The organism is Streptomyces sp. NPDC008121, from assembly GCF_042957155.1.
GTDB lineage: Bacteria > Actinomycetota > Actinomycetes > Streptomycetales > Streptomycetaceae > Streptomyces.
The window spans coordinates 221,236-239,442 of sequence record NZ_JBIBHT010000004.1; the positions used below are offsets into that span (position 1 = coordinate 221,236).

At 69.5% G+C, this 18,207-nt stretch carries 17 protein-coding genes; 7 read left to right on the forward strand and 10 right to left on the reverse strand.

Annotation, left to right across the window (positions count from 1 at the left end; genetic code table 11):
- Nucleotides 1-116 precede the first annotated feature (116 nt).
- Entirely contained in the window at nucleotides 117-1,559 is a 1,443-nt protein-coding gene (locus tag ACFZBD_RS15345; protein WP_391139980.1) for a CCA tRNA nucleotidyltransferase, read from the reverse strand.
- A gap of 181 nt (nucleotides 1,560-1,740) precedes the next feature.
- Between ACFZBD_RS15345 and ACFZBD_RS15350 the strand changes: the two genes are divergently transcribed.
- The 7 genes from ACFZBD_RS15350 to trxA all read left to right on the forward strand — a co-directional run bounded on the left by ACFZBD_RS15350 (nucleotide 1,741) and on the right by trxA (nucleotide 11,226).
- Nucleotides 1,741-4,026 carry a DUF6049 family protein gene (locus tag ACFZBD_RS15350; protein WP_391139982.1) on the forward strand — a complete coding sequence of 762 codons (2,286 nt, stop codon included), beginning with the start codon at nucleotides 1,741-1,743 and terminating at the stop codon, nucleotides 4,024-4,026.
- Nucleotides 4,027-4,071: 45 nt separating this feature from the next.
- Nucleotides 4,072-6,270 (forward strand): murein biosynthesis integral membrane protein MurJ, encoded by a 2,199-nt coding sequence (gene murJ, locus ACFZBD_RS15355; protein WP_391139984.1) that lies wholly within the window; start codon nucleotides 4,072-4,074, stop codon nucleotides 6,268-6,270.
- 117 nt (nucleotides 6,271-6,387) lie between these two features.
- Nucleotides 6,388-8,097 carry a protein kinase family protein gene (locus ACFZBD_RS15360; protein WP_391139986.1) on the forward strand — a complete coding sequence of 570 codons (1,710 nt, stop codon included), beginning with the start codon at nucleotides 6,388-6,390 and terminating at the stop codon, nucleotides 8,095-8,097.
- A gap of 49 nt (nucleotides 8,098-8,146) precedes the next feature.
- A complete protein-coding gene (gene sigM / locus ACFZBD_RS15365; protein WP_391140449.1) occupies nucleotides 8,147-8,827 on the forward strand; it encodes an RNA polymerase sigma factor SigM in 681 nt (226 codons plus the stop codon).
- Nucleotides 8,824-9,732: a hypothetical protein gene (locus ACFZBD_RS15370; RefSeq protein WP_391139988.1), complete on the forward strand. Its 909-nt coding sequence runs from the start codon at nucleotides 8,824-8,826 to the stop codon at nucleotides 9,730-9,732. The genes sigM and ACFZBD_RS15370 overlap by 4 nt, the downstream gene beginning before the upstream one ends.
- A 125-nt stretch (nucleotides 9,733-9,857) precedes the next feature.
- Nucleotides 9,858-10,832: a thioredoxin-disulfide reductase gene (trxB, locus tag ACFZBD_RS15375; protein ID WP_391139990.1), complete on the forward strand. Its 975-nt coding sequence runs from the start codon at nucleotides 9,858-9,860 to the stop codon at nucleotides 10,830-10,832.
- 49 nt (nucleotides 10,833-10,881) lie between these two features.
- A complete protein-coding gene (trxA, locus tag ACFZBD_RS15380) occupies nucleotides 10,882-11,226 on the forward strand; it encodes a thioredoxin (RefSeq protein WP_391139992.1) in 345 nt (114 codons plus the stop codon).
- 82 nt (nucleotides 11,227-11,308) lie between these two features.
- On the opposite strand, the gene ACFZBD_RS15385 is transcribed toward trxA, so the two are convergent.
- The 9 genes from ACFZBD_RS15385 to rpmH form a co-directional block, all read right to left on the reverse strand.
- A complete protein-coding gene (locus ACFZBD_RS15385) occupies nucleotides 11,309-11,926 on the reverse strand; it encodes a GNAT family N-acetyltransferase (protein ID WP_391139994.1) in 618 nt (205 codons plus the stop codon).
- A 158-nt stretch (nucleotides 11,927-12,084) separates the two neighbouring features.
- Entirely contained in the window at nucleotides 12,085-13,191 is a 1,107-nt protein-coding gene (locus ACFZBD_RS15390; RefSeq protein ID WP_391139996.1) for a ParB/RepB/Spo0J family partition protein, read from the reverse strand.
- Entirely contained in the window at nucleotides 13,188-14,264 is a 1,077-nt protein-coding gene (locus tag ACFZBD_RS15395; RefSeq protein ID WP_391139999.1) for an AAA family ATPase, read from the reverse strand. Before ACFZBD_RS15395 ends, ACFZBD_RS15390 begins: the two co-directional genes overlap by 4 nt.
- Nucleotides 14,265-14,531: 267 nt before the next feature.
- The gene (gene rsmG / locus ACFZBD_RS15400) at nucleotides 14,532-15,248 is read right to left on the reverse strand and encodes a 16S rRNA (guanine(527)-N(7))-methyltransferase RsmG (protein ID WP_391140001.1); all 717 of its coding nucleotides are present in this window, start codon (nucleotides 15,246-15,248) and stop codon (nucleotides 14,532-14,534) included.
- Between the two features lie 117 nt (nucleotides 15,249-15,365).
- Nucleotides 15,366-15,878 carry a R3H domain-containing nucleic acid-binding protein gene (locus ACFZBD_RS15405; protein WP_391140003.1) on the reverse strand — a complete coding sequence of 171 codons (513 nt, stop codon included), beginning with the start codon at nucleotides 15,876-15,878 and terminating at the stop codon, nucleotides 15,366-15,368.
- A gap of 13 nt (nucleotides 15,879-15,891) precedes the next feature.
- Nucleotides 15,892-17,205, reverse strand: coding sequence for a membrane protein insertase YidC (yidC, locus tag ACFZBD_RS15410; protein WP_391140004.1), 1,314 nt, complete (start codon nucleotides 17,203-17,205; stop codon nucleotides 15,892-15,894).
- Between the two features lie 3 nt (nucleotides 17,206-17,208).
- Complete coding sequence (gene yidD, locus ACFZBD_RS15415) at nucleotides 17,209-17,535, reverse strand: membrane protein insertion efficiency factor YidD (protein WP_015034858.1); 327 nt, start codon at nucleotides 17,533-17,535, stop codon at nucleotides 17,209-17,211.
- On the reverse strand, nucleotides 17,532-17,903 hold the full coding sequence (gene rnpA, locus ACFZBD_RS15420) for a ribonuclease P protein component (RefSeq protein ID WP_391140005.1): 372 nt from the start codon (nucleotides 17,901-17,903) through the stop codon (nucleotides 17,532-17,534). Before rnpA ends, yidD begins: the two co-directional genes overlap by 4 nt.
- Before the next feature lie 24 nt (nucleotides 17,904-17,927).
- Nucleotides 17,928-18,065 carry a 50S ribosomal protein L34 gene (gene rpmH, locus ACFZBD_RS15425; RefSeq protein WP_003967884.1) on the reverse strand — a complete coding sequence of 46 codons (138 nt, stop codon included), beginning with the start codon at nucleotides 18,063-18,065 and terminating at the stop codon, nucleotides 17,928-17,930.
- Nucleotides 18,066-18,207 lie beyond the last annotated feature (142 nt).

The following is an 18,207-nucleotide window of genomic DNA, read 5'->3' on the forward strand; positions in this document are numbered from 1 at the left end:
GGTGTTTTTTTTTGGTTTTTTTTTTTCCTCTACAACCCCCCCCCCCCCCCCCCCCCGGCCCGGCGCCCCCCCCCGGCGGGTTTTTTTTTGTCCCTAAAACACCCCCCCGCCTCGACTCAGTCCTGTGCCGCCCACCACTCCTTGAGCGCGGCCACGGCCGCCTCACGCTCCATGGGGCCGTTCTCCAGTCGGAGCTCCAGCAGGAACTGATAGGCCCGTCCGACAGCGGGACCGGGCCGAATCCCCAGCAGCTCCTGGATCTGGTTGCCGTCCAGGTCGGGACGGATGGCGTCCAGCTCCTCCTGCTCCTGGAGCTGTGCGATGCGCTCCTCCAGACCGTCGTACGCACGGGAGAGCGCACTCGCCTTGCGCTTGTTCCGCGTGGTGCAGTCGGAACGGGTCAGCTTGTGCAGCCGCGAGAGCAACGGGCCGGCGTCCCGCACATAGCGGCGCACCGCCGAGTCGGTCCACTCTCCGGTCCCGTAGCCATGGAAGCGCAGGTGCAGCTCCACCAGCCGCGAGACGTCCTTGATCATGTCGTTGGAGTACTTGAGGGCGATCATGCGCTTCTTGGTCATCTTCGCGCCGACCACCTCGTGGTGGTGGAACGAGACCCGACCGTCGTTCTCGAAGCGCCGGGTACGCGGCTTGCCGATGTCGTGGAGCAGGGCCGCCAGCCGCAGCACCAGGTCCGGTCCGTCCTCCTCCAGGTCGATCGCCTGGTCGAGCACCGTCAGGGAGTGCTCATAGACGTCCTTGTGGCGGTGGTGCTCGTCACTCTCCAGCCGCAGCGCCGGCAGCTCGGGCAGCACGTGATCGGCGAGTCCCGTGTCGACGAGCAGACCGAGGCCCTTCCGCGGGTGCGTCGAGAGGAGCAGCTTGTTGAGCTCGTCACGTACGCGCTCGGCGGAGACGATCTCCAGGCGGCCGGCCATCTCGGTCATCGCCGTGACGACCTCGGGCGCCACCTCGAAGTCCAACTGGGCGGCGAAGCGAGCGGCGCGCATCATGCGCAGCGGGTCGTCGGAGAAGGACTCCTCCGGCGTGCCGGGCGTCCGCAGCACCCGCTCGGCGAGGTCCTCGAGGCCGCCGTGCGGGTCGATGAACTCCTTCGCCGGGAGCGCCACCGCCATGGCGTTGACCGTGAAGTCGCGCCGGACGAGGTCCTGCTCGATGGAGTCGCCGTAGGAGACCTCGGGCTTGCGCGAGGTGCGGTCGTACGCCTCGGAGCGGTACGTCGTGACCTCGATCTGGTAGCCGCTCTTCTGGCAGCCGACCGTGCCGAAGGCGATGCCGACCTCCCAGACCGCGTCCGCCCAGGGCCGGACGATCTTCAGCACATCGTCGGGGCGGGCATCGGTCGTGAAGTCGAGGTCGTTGCCGAGCCGGCCGAGCAACGCGTCCCGTACCGAGCCGCCGACCAGCGCGAGGCTGAACCCGGCCTCCTGGAAACGGAGCGCGAGGTCGTCGGCGACAGGGGACACACGCAGCAGTTCGCTGACCGCGCGGCGTTGCACCTGGCTCAGTGCAGTCGGGGTGTCTTCGTTGGCGTTCGGCACAACAGAAAAGGGTACGTGCCCCGGCTCGTCCCGGCGTCCCCGTTTTCACCGGGGCCTCCGCCCTCGCGGCGATCACCTGGAGCACTCCCCGGCACTTGGCCACAGCGTGCCTCGTTACCATGCGTGGACACAGCAACCGGGAACCACCGACACCACTGATACGACGAGGACGGGCGAACGCGTGGCCGAGGCGGCAGACATCCAGGGGACCGGTCCCTCACCTGCCCGTCGCTGGCTGCGGCGTGCGGCCTCCCTGATCGCCGGAACGCCCCTCCTGGCCGGAATCCTCGCGGGCCCGGTGGCGCCCCCGGCAGCGGCGGCCGAGGAGCCGAGCGGATCCAAGACGGTCAGTGTGTCCCTCGACACGCTCTCGCCGAGCGCACCGCTGGAGAGCGACACCCTCACGGTCTCCGGCACGGTCACCAACCAGAGCAAGCAGGCCGTGACCGACGCCACCGTCGACCTCCGCGTCGGGCCCCGGATGACCAGCCGCAGCCAGATCGAGCAGGTCTCCGACCGCACCGGCTTCCGGCCGGGCGACGACCCGGCGCCCCTCGGCGGCACCTACGCCCTCAAGATCCCCCGCCTGGGAGCCGGACTCAGCCACGAGTTCAAGCTCTCCGTCCCGGTCGACAAGCTCGGGCTCAAGGACGGCGGCGTCTACCAGCTGGGGGTCTCCCTCACCGGCCGGACGCCGGCCCAGCCCAGTGGGCGCGTCCTCGGCATCGAGCGGACCTTCCTGCCCTACCAGCCCGAAGCCACCGAGAAGAGGACCCAGCTCACCTACCTCTGGCCCCTCATCTCCTCGGCCCGGGTGTCCGCGGAGACGGGTTCGGACGACCAGCAGACGCCGGTCTTCGAGAACGACGACCTGGCCGCCGAGCTCGCCCCCGGCGGGCGTCTCGAGCAGATGGTCGCGCTGGGCAAGGACCTCCCGGTCACCTGGGTCATCGATCCGGACCTGCTCGCCACCGTCGACGCCATGACCGGCAGCTACCGCGTCAAGAGCGGCGCCGCGACGGTGCCCGGCACGAACCAGGCGCTCGCCGAGCAGTGGCTCGACCAGCTGGAGAAGGCGGTGGCCGACCGCAAGGTCGTCGCCCTGCCGTTCGCCGACCCCGACATCGCCTCCCTGGCCCACCGCGGCAAGGACGTCCCCGGCTCGCTGAGCCACCTCCGGCTGGCCACGGAACTGGCGCAGACGACCGTGGAGACCACGCTCCACGTGACGCCCTCCACCGACTTCGCCTGGCCCGTCGACGGAGCCGTCGATCCCTCGATCATGGACGTCGCGACCTCGGCCGGCGCCCACAAGGTCATCGCCCGCAGCGACAGCTTCCGGGACGACCTCCCCTACACCCCCACGGCCGCGCGCGCCGTCGGCGGCGGCACCACCGCCGTCGTCAGCGACGCGTCCCTCTCGACCGCCTTCGAGGGCGATCTGATCCGCACCGGATCCGCCACGCGCGCCGTACAGGAGTTCCTCGCCCAGTCGCTCGCCGTCACCCTGGAACAGCCCGACGAGCAGCGCAGCGTCGTGGTCGCCCCCCAGCGGATCCCGACGACCGCCCAGGCGCAGAGCATGGCGACCGCGCTCCGCGGGCTGGCGGCGCAGCGCTGGACGCAGCCCTCCGACCTCATCACGGCCGCCGCGACGAAGCCGGATCCGGACTCCGTGACCAAGGTGCCCAGCGCCTCCCGCTACCCGCAGCGCCTGCGGGCCCAGGAGCTGCCGGTCCAGGCCTTCCGCGACATGAAGGAGACGCGCGACGCGCTCGACGACTTCAAGGTCATCCTGAGCCAGCCGGACCGCGTGGTGACCCCCTTCGGCAATGCGATCAGCCGGGAGATGTCGACGTCCTGGCGGGGCGAGGCACCGGCGGCCTCGCTGTACCGGATCGAGGTCCGCGACTACCTCCGGGCGCTCACCGAAGAGGTGCAGCTGATCGACAAGTCGGACCTCATGCTCTCCGGACGCAGCGCCACCATCCCCGTCACCGTGCAGAACAAGCTGCTGCAGGGCGTGGATCACCTGGTGCTGCGGCTGACCTCCAGCAACAAGACCCGTCTGCAGATCGACGGCGCCGTCAGCTCCGAACGTCCGGTGAAGATCAACGGCGGACACAGCCAGTCGGTGAAGTTCACCGCATCGGCCAACGCCAACGGTCCGGTCCCGATGGAGGCCCAGCTCTTCACCGAGGACGGCAAGCCGTACGGCAAGCCGATGACCTTCACCGTGAAGGTCTCCGAGATCACCTCCACCGTGATGCTCGTCATCGCCGGTGGTGTGCTGCTGCTCGTCCTCGCCGGCGTACGGATGTACACCCAGCGCAAGCGCGCGGCCGCCGGCAACGCCGAAGCGGAACCCCCGGAGGGCGACGATCCCGGGCAGCCGAGTGACCCGACGCCGGACACCGGTCCCGAAAGCGGCGACCGGTCGGGCCCGGGTGAGAAAGTGGACCGTTGAGCGATGTCGTGGCCGGTCGGCCGGGGACGATGAGGTGGGGTAACCATGAACGCGCCGTACGACGGTGACCGCGGCCAGGGCGCGGGCGGCACCGAGCCGTCCGGCGGGACGCCCCCGGGCCCAGGCCGGGCGCCGGTTCCGCCTCCCCCGCAGCCGAGCCCCGATCCCTACGCCCAGGAGCCCTACGGGCAGGACCCCTACGTCCAGGACGCCTACGCGCACGACCCCTACCAGGCCCAGGACCTCTCCGCCCAGGACCCGGTGAACGAGGCGCTCTACGACCGGGCCGCGCACCCCCCGCCGCCCCCGGGCACCTATCAGGAACCCCAGCCGCTCTACCAGCAGCCGGCCGCGCCCGCGTACGCCCCGGACCCGAGGGTGTGGGCGCAGACCCCGGCGCCCGAGCCCGACGGTCCCTCGCGCCACCTGCCCTACGGCGACGACGCCCGCACGGTCCAGTTCACCGGTGTGGACGACCTCGTCACCCGGGCCGGCGAGGAGGGCCCCGAGCCGGACGCCTTCGCGCACCTCTACCGGGACCAGCAGGCCCCCGGACAGGTGCCTCCGCCCGCTCCGGAGCCGCGTCCGATGCCCGCCCCCGCCCCGAAGAAGTCCGGCCGTGCCTCCGGGCTGCTGAAGTCGAGCGCGGTGATGGCGGCCGGGACCCTGGTCTCGCGCCTCACCGGTTTCGTCCGCAGCCTCGTGATCACCGGCGCCCTCGGCGCCGCCCTCCTCGGCGACACCTTCACCATCGCGTACACCCTCCCGACGATGATCTACATCCTCACCGTCGGCGGTGGCCTCAACTCCGTCTTCGTTCCGCAGCTGGTCCGCGCAATGAAAAACGACGAGGACGGCGGAGAGGCGTACGCCAACCGGCTGCTCACCCTTGTCATGGTGGCCCTCGGCGCGATCGTGGCGCTCGCCGTCTTCGCGGCCCCGCTGCTGATCCGGCTGATGTCCAACACCATCGCCGACGACGCCGCCGCCAACAGCGTCGCCGTCACCTTCGCCCGCTACTGCCTGCCCACCATCTTCTTCATGGGCGTCCATGTGGTGATGGGTCAGATCCTGAACGCCCGGGGCAAGTTCGGCGCGATGATGTGGACCCCGGTCCTCAACAACATCGTCATGATCGTCACCTTCGGCCTCTTCATCTGGGTCTACGGCACCTCCGCCGAGTCCCAGATGGGTGTGCAGACCATCCCGGAGGACGGCATCCGGCTGCTGGGCATCGGCACCCTTCTCGGCCTGGCCGTCCAGGCGCTGGCGATGATCCCCTACCTCCGTGAGACGGGCTTCCGGTTCCGGCCCCGCTTCGACTGGAAGGGCCACGGCCTCGGCAAGACGGTCAAGCTCGCCAAGTGGACCGTGCTGTTCGTCCTCGCCAACCAGGCGGGTGTGCTGGTCGTGACCCAGCTCGCCACCGCCGCGGGCGAGGCGTCGGGCAAGAGCGGCGCGGGCTTCCTCGCCTACTCCAACGCCCAGCTGATCTGGGGCATGCCGCAGGCCATCATCACCGTCTCGGTCATGGCCGCGCTGTTGCCCCGCATCTCCCGTGCGGCCCACGACGACGACCCCGGCGCCGTCCGCGACGACATCTCGCAGGGACTGCGGAACTCCGCGGTCGCGATCGTCCCGGTCTCCTTCGCCTTCCTCGCCCTCGGCGTCCCGATGTGCACCCTGCTCTACGCCTCCAGCGGTGTCCAGGCCGCCCAGAGCATGGGCTTCATCCTCATGGCCTTCGGCCTCGGTCTGATCCCGTACTCGGTGCAGTACGTCGTGCTCCGCGGCTTCTACGCCTACGAGGACACCCGGACGCCCTTCTACAACACGGTCATCGTCGCCGCCGTCAACGCGGCTGCCTCGGCCGCCTGTTACTTCGTTCTGCCGGCCCAGTGGGCCGTCGTCGGCATGGCCGCCTCCTACGGTCTCGCCTACGCCGTCGGGGTCGGCGTCGCCTGGCGCCGGCTGCGCAACCGCCTGGGCGGGGACCTGGACGGCGCCCATGTCATGCGAACCTATGCGCGGCTCTGCCTGGCCTCCCTGCCCGCCGCGATCGTGGCGGGGGCGGTCGGGTTCGGCCTCCTGAAGGTTCTCGGCGAGGATGCTCTGGGCTCGCTCGCGGCCCTCGTGGTCGGCGGTGTCGTCCTGCTCGGTGTCTTCTTCGTGGCGGCCAAGCGGATGCGGATCGCCGAGCTGAACTCCATGGTCGGTATGGTCCGGGGACGCCTCGGACGGTAGGAGATCCGTCCCGCACAACCATCGTCGGCTGCCGCGTGTCGTGCAGAGCGGCCGACTGTGGGCACAATTGGCTTGGCTGTTGGATGTGGCGCAACGGATGGGGAGGCAGGAACGACGGTGGCGGAACGTAGCACGGCTGCCGTCGACGTGGCCGACAACAGCGGTGACGACCCGCTGACCGCCAAGGCGGGCAAGGCCGCGACCGACGGGGTGGCGAAAGCGCAGGCGAAGGCGGAGAACTCCGCCGAAGACGCGGAGAACAAGGCCGACGATCGGCAGAACGGCGAACAGCCCTCCATCGAGACACCCGAGCTGCACAGCGGCCACAAACTGGCCAGGCGCTACCGCCTGGAGGAGTGCGTCACCCGTCTGGACGGTTTCAGCAGTTGGCGTGCTGTCGACGAGAAACTGCGTCGGGCGGTCGGCGTCCACCTCCTGCCCGCGGACCACCCACGAGCCCGTTCGGTGCTCGCGGCGGCCCGCTCCGCGGCGCTCCTCGGCGACCCCCGTTTCGTCCAGGTCCTCGACGCCGTCGAGGAGAACGACCTCGTGTACGTGGTGCACGAGTGGCTGCCCGACTCCACGGAACTCACCGCGCTCCTCGCGGTCGGCCCGCTGGAGCCGCACGACGCCTATCAGCTCGTCAGCCAGGTCTCCCAGGCGATGGCAGCGGCCCACCGCGAGGGCCTCGCCCACCTCCGTCTCACCCCGAGCGCCGTACTGCGCAGCTCCACCGGCCAGTACCGGATCCGCGGCCTCGCCGTGAACGCCGCCCTGCGGGGCATCAGCGCCGAACGGCCCCAGCGGACCGACACCGAGGCGATCGGAGCCCTGCTGTACGCCGCGCTGACCCAGCGCTGGCCGTACGACAGCGACGCCCACGGGCTCTCCGGCCTTCCCAAGGGTGTGGGCCTGCTCGCTCCCGACCAGGTACGGGCCGGGGTCCATCGCGGCCTGTCCGAGATCGCCATGCGAGCCCTCGCCAACGACGGGGCCACGGCCTCGCGCCAGGAGCCGCCCTGCACCACCCCGGACGAGCTGGCCAAGGCCGTGGCGGCCATGCCCCGCATCCGCCCGCCGGAGCCCGCGTTCCCCACCCCGCCGGAGTACCAGCGCACCACCTACCAGCAGGGCACGTACGGCCGCCCGGCGCAGCGCCCGGGCGCCCCGGTCCCGCCGCCGGTGGTCGTGCCGCCCGCTCCGCTGGAGAGCCGCACGGGCAGGGCCCTGAAGTGGGCCGTCTCCGCGCTGCTCATCGCCGCCCTGGGACTGGGCAGCTGGCAGATCGCGGACCGGCTGCTCGACCAGAAGAAGGGCACCGACACCCCGCAGAACACCCAGCCGCAGGACTCCACGGACGACGAGAAGGCACCGGCGGTCGGCAAGCCCGTCGCCATCGTCGACGCCCACGACTTCGATCCGCTGGGCAGCGGCTCGGAGAAGCCCGAGGGCATAAAGAACGCCTACGACGGCGACCCCAGCAGCTTCTGGAACACCGACGGCTACTACAGCGCGGACTTCGGGGAACTCAAGGAGGGCGTGGGCATGGTGCTCGACCTGGGGACGGCTCAGCAGGTCGGCTCCGTCGAGCTCTCCTTCGTGGGACAGACCTCGGTGGAACTGCGGACCGCGCCGGCCGGGGACACCACCGCACCGACCACACCTGACGGCTTCGCCACCCAGGTGTCCGGCTCCGGAACCAGCGTGACCCTGAAGGCCCCGAAGCCGGTGACGACGCGCTACGTTCTGATCTGGCTGACGAAGCTGCCCGCCAGCAGCGAGGGCAACTTCCGCGGCAAGATCTCGGACATCAAAATCACCAGCTGACGGCCGAAGGGGAGGGGGCTCACCGTTGGACGACGCCATATACGGCGACATGGACGACCAGGAACTCCTGGCGCGACATGTGGCCGGTGAACCGGACGCCTTCGGTGAGCTCGTACGGCGCCACCGCGACCGCCTCTGGGCCGTCGCGCTGCGGACGCTGGGGGATCGCGAGGAAGCCGCTGACGCCGTCCAGGACGCCCTCGTCTCCGCCTTCCGGGCCGCCCACACCTTCCGAGGCCAGTCCGCGGTCACGACCTGGCTCCACCGCATCACGGTGAACGCCTGTCTCGACCGTGCCCGTAAAACCGCCTCCCGTAAGACGTCTCCCATGGACGACACCGCCCGCTTCGAGCAGCTTCTCGAGCCCGCCGAATCGGCCGAAGCGCCCGCCGAGCGCCAGGACCTTCACCGGGAGCTGCTGGCCGCCCTGGCCAAACTCCCGCAAGACCAGCGAGCGGCCCTCGTCCTCGTCGACATGCAGGGATACCCCGTGGCCGAAGCCGCCCGCATCCTGGAGGTGCCTGCCGGAACGGTGAAAAGCCGGTGCGCACGGGGCCGGGCGAAACTGCTGCCCATGGTCACTCATCTGCGCGCCGGCACGGTGGGTAACGAGGCAGCCGAGCGGGGAAGGAACCGGACGCCGGGGACATCCGTCCCACCGGTGGCGGGGCCAAGGGATACCGGACCGAACGGTCCGGCTGCTGTGAAGGGCGGAGGTGGGCGCGCGTGACATCCTCGACCGACACGACCCAGCACCCGGACGTCTCGGAGATTTCCGACCTCAACGAGGGGCTGCTCTCGCCGTCCCGCACCGCCGTCGTACGGCGGCATATCGACGGTTGCCCCCTCTGTGCGGATGTACGCACCTCCCTGGAGGAGATCCGCGGGCTGCTGGGAACGCTGCCGGGTCCGCCCCGGATGCCCGCTGACATCGCCGGCCGCATCGACGCCGCCCTTGCGGCCGAGGCCCTGCTCGACGCCACGACTCCCGACGCGGACGACCATGTTTCACGTGAAACAGCGCCCGCCCCCCAGAAGTCGCCCGCTACCGCTCCAGCGGGCTCGGGCGGGGACCGGCCCGCCGGGCGTCCTCGGGCCGCCACCGGACCCGGCCGTCCGGGAAAGGCCGGCCGTCGCCGGAACGCGGCCCTTGGGGCTGCCTTCGGCGCCGTTGCCCTGGGGCTGAGCCTCTTCTTCGTCCAAGGCGGCGTCCAGACGCTCAGTGGCGACTCCGGCGACAAGCGGAGCGACGCAGCGGTCAGCGACACGGCCGCGTCCCGCTTCGACGGCGAGCCGGTCGAGACACGAGTCCAGGCCCTGCTGCAGCCGGACGCCACCCTGAGGGCCCCCAAGGACGGCAGCCCCGAGTCGATGTCCGCCGAGGGCGGCAACACTCCCAAGCGCACCCTCGCCGCAGCCATCCCCGCGTGCGTCAAGGCCGGCACCGGTCATCCGGACGCGCCTCTCGCCTTCCAGAAGGGCGACTACCAGGGAACGGCGGCCTACCTCCTCGTTCTCCCGGACCGGGCGGACCCCACTCAGGTGCAGGCATTCGTGCTGGACGCGTCCTGCGCGGACGGCGGCGGAGCGGACAAGGCCAAGGTCTTGTTGACGGACTCCTACCCTCGCTCCTGACGTACCGCTGTGCCGCGGGGCGAATTCGGGAATGCTCGACCCGTAGGATCCGTTGGGTGGGGTGAGAGTCACCGACCCGATCGCCCCGTAGCAGTAGGCAGTCTGCAGAGACGAGGAAGAAACCCGTGAGCGACGTCCGTAACGTGATCATCATCGGCTCCGGGCCCGCGGGTTACACCGCTGCGCTCTACACGGCGCGTGCGTCGCTGAAGCCGCTGGTCTTCGAGGGTGCTGTCACCGCTGGTGGCGCACTGATGAACACGACCGACGTGGAGAACTTCCCCGGCTTCCGTGACGGCATCATGGGCCCCGACCTGATGGACAACATGCGCGCCCAGGCCGAGCGCTTCGGCGCGGAGCTGGTCCCGGACGACGTCGTCGCCGTGGATCTGACCGGCGACGTGAAGACCGTCACCGACACCGCCGGCACCGTGCACCGCGCCAAGGCCGTCATCGTGACGACCGGCTCCCAGCACCGCAAGCTCGGGCTCCCGAACGAGGACACGCTCTCCGGTCGCGGTGTCTCCTGGTGCGCCACCTGCGACGGGTTCTTCTTCAAGGACCAGGACATCGCCGTCGTCGGCGGCGGCGACACCGCGATGGAGGAGGCGACGTTCCTCTCCCGCTTCGCCAAGTCCGTCACCATCGTCCACCGCCGTGACACCCTGCGCGCCTCCAAGGCGATGCAGGAGCGCGCCTTCGCCGACCCGAAGATCAAGTTCGCCTGGGACAGCGAGGTGGCGGAGATCCACGGCGACCAGAAGCTCTCCAGCCTCACCCTGCGGAACACCAAGACGGGCGAGACCAGCGAGCTCCCGGTCACCGGCCTCTTCATCGCCGTCGGCCACGACCCGCGTACCGAGCTGTTCAAGGGGCAGCTGGAGCTGGACGAAGAGGGCTACCTCAAGGTCGAGGCTCCGTCGACGCGGACCAACCTCCCCGGTGTCTTCGGCGCGGGCGACGTGGTCGACCACACCTACCGCCAGGCGATCACCGCCGCCGGTACGGGCTGCTCCTCCGCACTCGACGCCGAGCGCTTCCTGGCTGCCCTCGCCGACAGCGAGAAGCTCGCCGAGCCGGAGAAGACCCCCGCGGTCTGACCCTCCCCGCATCCCCCACCCCACACCCCGCGAAGTTAAGGAGGTCGCCGTGGCCGGCGCCCTGAAGAACGTGACCGACGCTTCCTTCGAGGACGATGTCCTCAAGAGCGACAAGCCCGTCCTGGTGGACTTCTGGGCCGCCTGGTGCGGTCCCTGCCGCCAGATCGCCCCGTCGCTTGAGGCCATCGCCGCCGAGCACGGTGAGATCGAGGTCGTGAAGCTGAATATCGACGAGAACCCGGCCACGGCTGCCAAGTACGGCGTCATGTCGATCCCGACGCTGAACGTGTACCAGAACGGCGAGGTCGTGAAGACCATCGTCGGTGCCAAGCCGAAGGCCGCGATCCTCCGTGACCTCGAGGAGTTCGTCTCCGACGAGGCGACCAAGGCCTGACGCCTTCGTTTCACGTGAAACACGAACGGCCCGTCCCTCTGGGGGCGGGCCGTTCGTCTGTCAGAGGTGCATCGCGGTCGTCCTACAGAGGGCGGAGCGCCGGTTCCTTCTGGACCGCGCCGAGGAGTCGGTCCAGTGCCAGCTCGACGTCCTCCTTCCAGGAGAGCGTCGTTCTCAGCTCCAGCCTCATCCGCGGGTGAGCCGGGTGGGGGCGGACGGTCTTGAACCCCACGGCCAGAAGGTGATCCGCCGGCAGCACACAAGCCGGTTCTTTCCAGTGGGCGTCTCCGAACGCCTCGATCGCCTTGAAGCCCCGTCGCAGCAGATCCTTGGCGACGGTCTGCACCATCGTCCGACCCAGCCCCTGCCCTTGGTAGCCGGGCATGATCAGGGCAGTGATCAGCTGCACCGAGTCCGGCGACACCGGGCTGGTGGGAAAAGCCAGAGAGCGCGGCACATAGGCCGGCGGGGCGTACAGCACGAAGCCGACGGGCACGTCATCGACGTAGACGACGCGGCCGCACGATCCCCACTCCAGGAGCACGGCGGAGATCCAGGCTTCCTTCTCCAGCTCCGGCCGTCCCGACTCCACCGCGGCCTCGCCGCTGACGGGGTCGAGCTCCCAGAAGACACAGGAGCGACACCGCTGGGGGAGATCCGGAAGGTTGTCCAGCGTGAGCGGTACGAGCCGACGCCCCACGGCTGATCCTCGCTTCCCTCGACCGACGCAGCACGGATACGCCCTCTCAGAATCGTATCGATGGGGCGATCAGGGCGATACCGTCCGCAGGCAAAAGGCGGGCCGTGTTCCGGCTTTCACCGGAACACGGCCCGCCCTGGGGAGAAGCCGGGGACGGATCAGCCCTCGGTGTCTTCCTCGCCCTGCTCGGAGTGGACCTGGTCGAGGACGCGGCCCTCGCCGGGGGCGAGGGTCGAGAGGATCCGGTCGAGATCGTCCACCGATGCGAACTCGACGACGATCTTGCCCTTCTTCTGACCGAGATCCACCTTCACCCGGGTCTCGAAGCGGTCCGAGAGCCGGGCGGCCAGGTCCGTGAGCGCCGGGGAGACACGGGCCCCCGCCCGCGGCCCCTTGGGCTTGGTCGTGGACGTGGGCTCCGAACCCATCAGCGTGACGATCTCCTCGACCGCCCGGACCGACAGCCCCTCGGCCACGATCCGGTACGCCAGCTTGTCCTGCGTCTCCGGGTCGTCCACCGAGAGCAGCGCGCGGGCATGGCCGGCCGAGAGGACACCGGCGGCGACCCGTCGCTGGACCGGGGGCGAGAGCCGCAGCAGCCGCAGCGTGTTGGAGACCTGGGGCCGCGAACGGCCGATCCGGTCGGCCAGCTGGTCATGCGTGCAGTTGAAGTCCTTGAGCAGCTGGTCGTAGGCGGCCGCCTCTTCCAGCGGGTTCAGCTGAGCCCGGTGGAGGTTCTCCAGGAGGGCATCCAGGAGAAGCTTCTCGTCGTCCGTGGCGCGCACGATCGCGGGGATGCGCTCCAGGCCGGCCTCCCGGCAGGCCCTCCACCGACGCTCGCCCATGATCAGTTCGTAGCGCTCGGCTCCGAGCTGACGCACGACCACGGGCTGCAGCAGACCGACCTCCTTGATGGAGGTGACCAGCTCCGCCAGTGCGTCCTCGTCGAAGACCTCACGAGGCTGGCGCGGGTTCGGCGTGATGAAGTCGAGCGGCAACTCGGCGAAGTGGGCTCCGGCAGGGGAGTCCACCTCGGGGGTCGGCTCGGGCTCGACCGTCGGCACCACCGAGTCCGGGGACGACGGGCTCTGCGGAAGGGTCGCGACCTTCGCGGCGGCCACCCCACGCTCGGACGCCATGGAGGGGATGGCCCCCGGCGAGGTCGATCCCTGTCCCGCACCGACGGCCGGTGCCTGGCGCTCCTGGGGAGCAGCGGGGATCAGCGCACCGAGCCCACGCCCCAATCCTCTACGTCGCTCGCTCACTGGATCCCCTCCGACATGTTGCGCTGGCTGTTCTGGTGACCCGTGTGGGCCTGCTGGGCGTCGTAGTGGAGGCCGACCCCTCGCAGCGCGATCTCACGGGCCGCCTCGAGATACGACAGCGAACCACTGGAGCCCGGGTCGTAGGTGAGCACGGTCTGTCCGTAGCTCGGTGCTTCCGAGATGCGTACCGACCGCGGGATGCTGGTCCGCAGCACCTCCTCGCCGAAGTGGCTCCGCACCTCGTCGGCGACCTGGGAGGCGAGCCTCGTGCGGCCGTCGTACATGGTGAGCAGGATCGTCGAGACATGCAGCGTGGGGTTGAGGTGCCCCCGCACCAGGTCGACGTTCCGCAGGAGCTGGCCCAGTCCCTCCAGCGCGTAGTACTCGCACTGGATCGGGATCAGGACCTCGGCGCCCGCCACCATCGCGTTGACCGTCAACAGGCCGAGGGAGGGCGGGCAGTCGATCAGGATGTAGTCCAGCGGCTGCTCATACGCCTGGATCGCTCGCTGGAGTCGACTCTCCCGCGCCACCAGCGACACCAGCTCGATCTCCGCACCGGCGAGATCGATGGTGGCGGGGGCGCAGAAGAGGCCTTCGACGTCCGGGACGGGCTGCACCACTTCGGAGAGCGGCCTGCTCTCCACGAGGACGTCATAGATCGAGGGAACTTCCGCATGGTGGTCGATACCCAGGGCCGTCGACGCGTTGCCCTGAGGGTCGAGGTCGATCACCAGGACCCGGGCGCCGTGCAGCGCGAGCGAAGCGGCAAGGTTGACCGTCGTGGTCGTCTTGCCGACGCCGCCCTTCTGGTTGGCGACCACCATCACGCGTGTCTGGGCAGGCCGAGGCAGGCCCTCTCCGGCACGTCCCAGTGCCTCTACCGCCAGTTGGGCAGCACGGCCAATGGGGGTGTCGTCCATCGGGGGCGGTGTTTCACGTGAAACATCCTCCCCCGCCGATTCGGTTCGGGGACCGGGGACCGGATCGGTCATCGGTCCCGCGATGTTGGCGTTGGACCGCAAGGATTCACTCTCCTCGGCTTCAGGCTCGCGATGGACAGAGCCTGCCATGCTTTCGGGGTCGTGAACCAGCGAGGCCCGTGGTTCTGTGGACGATTCCACCTCTGTGGACAACCCCCTCACCCTTGAGGGGGGCTTCACCGGCGGTTTGCGGTCCCAGGGCGTGGTGGCCGCGCGACCGCGGCTGATGATCCCCTGCAGCAGTGAGCGACGTTTCACGTGAAACACGATGCACGCGCCGTCGACCCGGGACCGCTCGACACTCCGAAATACGTACGTATGGCAGCTTTTTAGGATCAGTTGCGCCCCGCTGAGGGGTCAGCGGCGACGACGTGTACGGCTCGGGCGGGCGGCCTTGGCCCGCTTGGCGGCGAACCGCACACCGCCGGGGCTCTCCCCGACCTCCACCCGGACGACCGTCGACAGAGGATCCACGATCCCCTCACCGACCTGGAGCACCGAGGTCTCCACCACGCCGAGCTTGGAGAGGGCGGCACGGGCGCCGATGATCTCCTCCTCGGCGGTGTCCCCCTTGAGGGCCAGCATCTCGCCGTACGGACGCAGCAGGGGAACGCCCCAGCCGGCCAGACGGTCCAGCGGGGCCACGGCCCGGGCCGTCACCACGTGCACCGGCGACAGCTTGCCGAGGACCTCTTCGGCCCGGCCGCGGACGACCGTCACATGGTCCAGGCCCAGCAGCTCCACGACCTCCTGCAGGAAGTTGGTGCGGCGCAGCAACGGCTCCAGGAGCGTGATCTTGAGATCAGGCCGAACCAGCGCCAGCGGGATGCCGGGCAGGCCGGCGCCCGAGCCGACATCGCAGACGGTGACGCCCTCGGGGACCACCTCGGAGAGCACCGCGCAGTTCAGCAGGTGGCGCTCCCACAGGCGAGGGACCTCGCGGGGCCCGATCAGCCCTCGCTTGACGCCCGCGTCCGCGAGGAGCTCCGCGTACCGGACAGCCTCCGCGTAGTACTCACCGAATACCGTCCGCGCCTGCTCAGGCGCGGGGGGAAGCTCCGCTGCCTCCGTCACGGGGAACCGTCCTTCCGTACCGCACGCGTACGTGCGAGCGCACTGTGGTGGCTGTTATCAGGCTGACAAAGATCGGCCCCGCCTGCGAGCAGACGGGGCCGACTCTACGACGAGGGGTCAGGCAGGGAGAACGACGACGAAGCGCTGTGGCTCCTCGCCCTCGGACTCGCTGCTCAGACCGGCGGCCGCGACCGCGTCGTGCACGACCTTGCGCTCGAACGGTGTCATCGGGTCCAGTTTGACCGGGGCACCGGTCGACTTCGCCTCGGCCGCCGCCTTGGCGCCGATCTCGGCGAGCTCGGTGCGCTTCTGGGCGCGGAAGCCGGCGATGTCGAGCATCAGACGGCTGCGGTCACCGGTCTCCCGGTGCACGGCGAGGCGGGTCAGCTCCTGGAGGGCCTCCAGCACCTCGCCGTCGCGGCCCACGAGCTTCTGCAGTTCGCGGCTGTTCGAGTCGCTGATGATCGAGACCGCAGCCCGGTCGGCCTCGACGTCCATGTCGATGTCGCCGTCGAGATCGGCGATGTCGAGGAGACCTTCGAGGTAGTCGGCCGCGATCTCGCCCTCCTGCTCCAGGCGGGTCAGGGTGTCGCCACCCTCAGCGGGGGCGGAGGTGGTGCCTTCCGTCACGGATCGACTCCTTCTACTTCTTGGACGACGGGTGCTTGGGCCGCTGCTGGCCCTTGCGCTGACCGGACTTTGCCTGACGGGTGGCACCGGAGTTGGCACGGCTCGGGCGCGCGGGCTTGTCGCCCTGCGCCGAGTCCTTGGCCTGATCGGCGGCGGAACCCTGCGGCTTCTTCTCCAGCGAGGTCTTGGGCTCCTCGGCGTCCGCCGGGGTGTCGGCGGCGTCCTCGGCGCTCTTCGTCGCGGGGGCCTGGGCGGCTGCCTGGCGCTTCGCCTTGGTCTGGCGCTTGGGCTGCTGACGCCGGGCCGCCGGCCCGCCCTCGGCTTCGGCCGCGATGGTGTCGCTCTTGATCACGGTGCCGTCGGCCTGGGCGGCGAAGCCGGCCTTGGCCAGGCCCGCGAAGAAGCGGCGCTCGTTCTCGTTGCGGTCACTGCCCTTGGCGACGATGGCCTTGACGATGTTCTTCCGGCGCCGGCCGCGGACCTCACCGTGGGAGGTGACGCTCTTCAGCAGTCGCTGGAGGTAGGAGTCCTGCGCCGCGCTGCCCGGAGTCGGGTTCTGGTTGATCACGTACATCTGCTGGCCCATGGTCCACACGTTGGTGGTCAGCCAGTAGACGAGGACACCGACGGGGAAGTTGATGCCCATGACGGCGAAGATCACGGGGAAGATGTACATGAGCATCTTCTGCTGCTGCATGTACGGCGTCTTCACCGAGAGGTCGACGTTCTTCATCATCAGCTGGCGCTGCGTGTAGAACTGCGAGGCCGACATCATGATGATCATGATCGCGGTGACGATGCGGACCGACGTGATCGAGGCGTCGAGGGAGGCGACCTTCTCGGCACTGTCGGTGAAGGTGGCCGCCAGTGGGGCGCCGAAGATGTGCGCCTGACGGGCGCTCTCCAGCAGCGGCTGGTCGATGACACCGATCGTCTTGCCCGAGGCGATGCTGGACAGCACGTGGTACAGCGCGAAGAAGAACGGCGACTGGGCCAGGATGGGCAGGCACGAGGAGAGCGGGTTGGTGCCCGTCTCCTTGTACAGCTTCATCATCTCTTCGGACTGACGCTGCTTGTCGCTCTTGTAGCGCTCCTGGATCGCCTTCATCTTCGGCTGGAGCGCCTGCATGTTCCGGGTCGACTTGATCTGCTTGACGAACAGCGGGATCAGGCAGATCCGGATCAGCACCACCAGGGACACGATGGACAGACCCCAGGCCCAACCTGTGTCAGGGCCGAAGATCGCCCCGTACAGCTTGTGGAACTGGACGATCACCCATGAGACAGGTGTGGTGATGAAGCTGAAAAAACTGGCAATCGTGTCCACTAATCAGGCTCCTTGAGCATTGGGCGAGGTCTCTGCGGCCGGGCTCGTCTCGGCGGTGGACCCGCCCTTGTCGCCGCGCAGTGCGTTTCGCAGCATTTCGTGCCAGCGAGGCCGCTTGCGCGGAGGCACGTGGTCCACGCCGCCGGGCGACCACGGATTGCACCGCAGGATGCGCCAGGCGGTCAGGGCAGTGCCCTTGATCGCGCCATGCCGGTCGATGGCCGTGAATCCATAGTGGGAACACGACGGGTAGTACCGGCAGACGGGCCCGAGGAGCGGGCTGATTGTCCACTGGTACAGCTTGATGAGAGCCAGCAGCGGGTACTTCATCGCGTGCCCCCTCCCAGGAGCCGCTGAAGAGCGGCGTCCAGGTCTCGGGCCAGCTGTGCGTGATCGGCGTCGCCGGCTCCGGGCAACGCCCGTACGACCACCAGGCTACCGGGGGGCAGCTCGGACAGCCGTTCGCGGACGAGGTGGCGCAGTCGTCGCTTCACCTGGTTGCGTACGACGGCGCCGCCCACGGCCTTGCTCACGACGAAACCCGCACGCGTCGGGGGAGCGCTCTCCCCAGGCGCGTGCGGGTCCGTTGCACCGCTGCGTAGATGGACGACGAGGATCGGGCGACCGGCCCGGCGCCCTCGGCGTACCGCGGTTGCGAAGTCCTCGCGCCGCCTCAGCCGATTCTCGGTAGGCAGCACGTCATGACCTGTTTGTTACGCGGATCAGGCGGACAGGCTCGAGCGACCCTTGCCACGGCGGTTCGCCAGGATGGCGCGACCGGCACGCGTGCGCATGCGCAGGCGGAAGCCGTGGGTCTTCGCGCGACGACGGTTGTTCGGCTGGAAGGTGCGCTTGCTCACTCGGGGGCTCCAGAAATGATTCGTGTGGTGGCGGGACATCGCCTGGCTGTCACCGTGCGCCCACGAGTAGCTCGCAATACGCCCGAGTGCACCGCTTCACGATCACAGACCGTGATCTTTGCCCATCGGAGGCAGGCGGCAG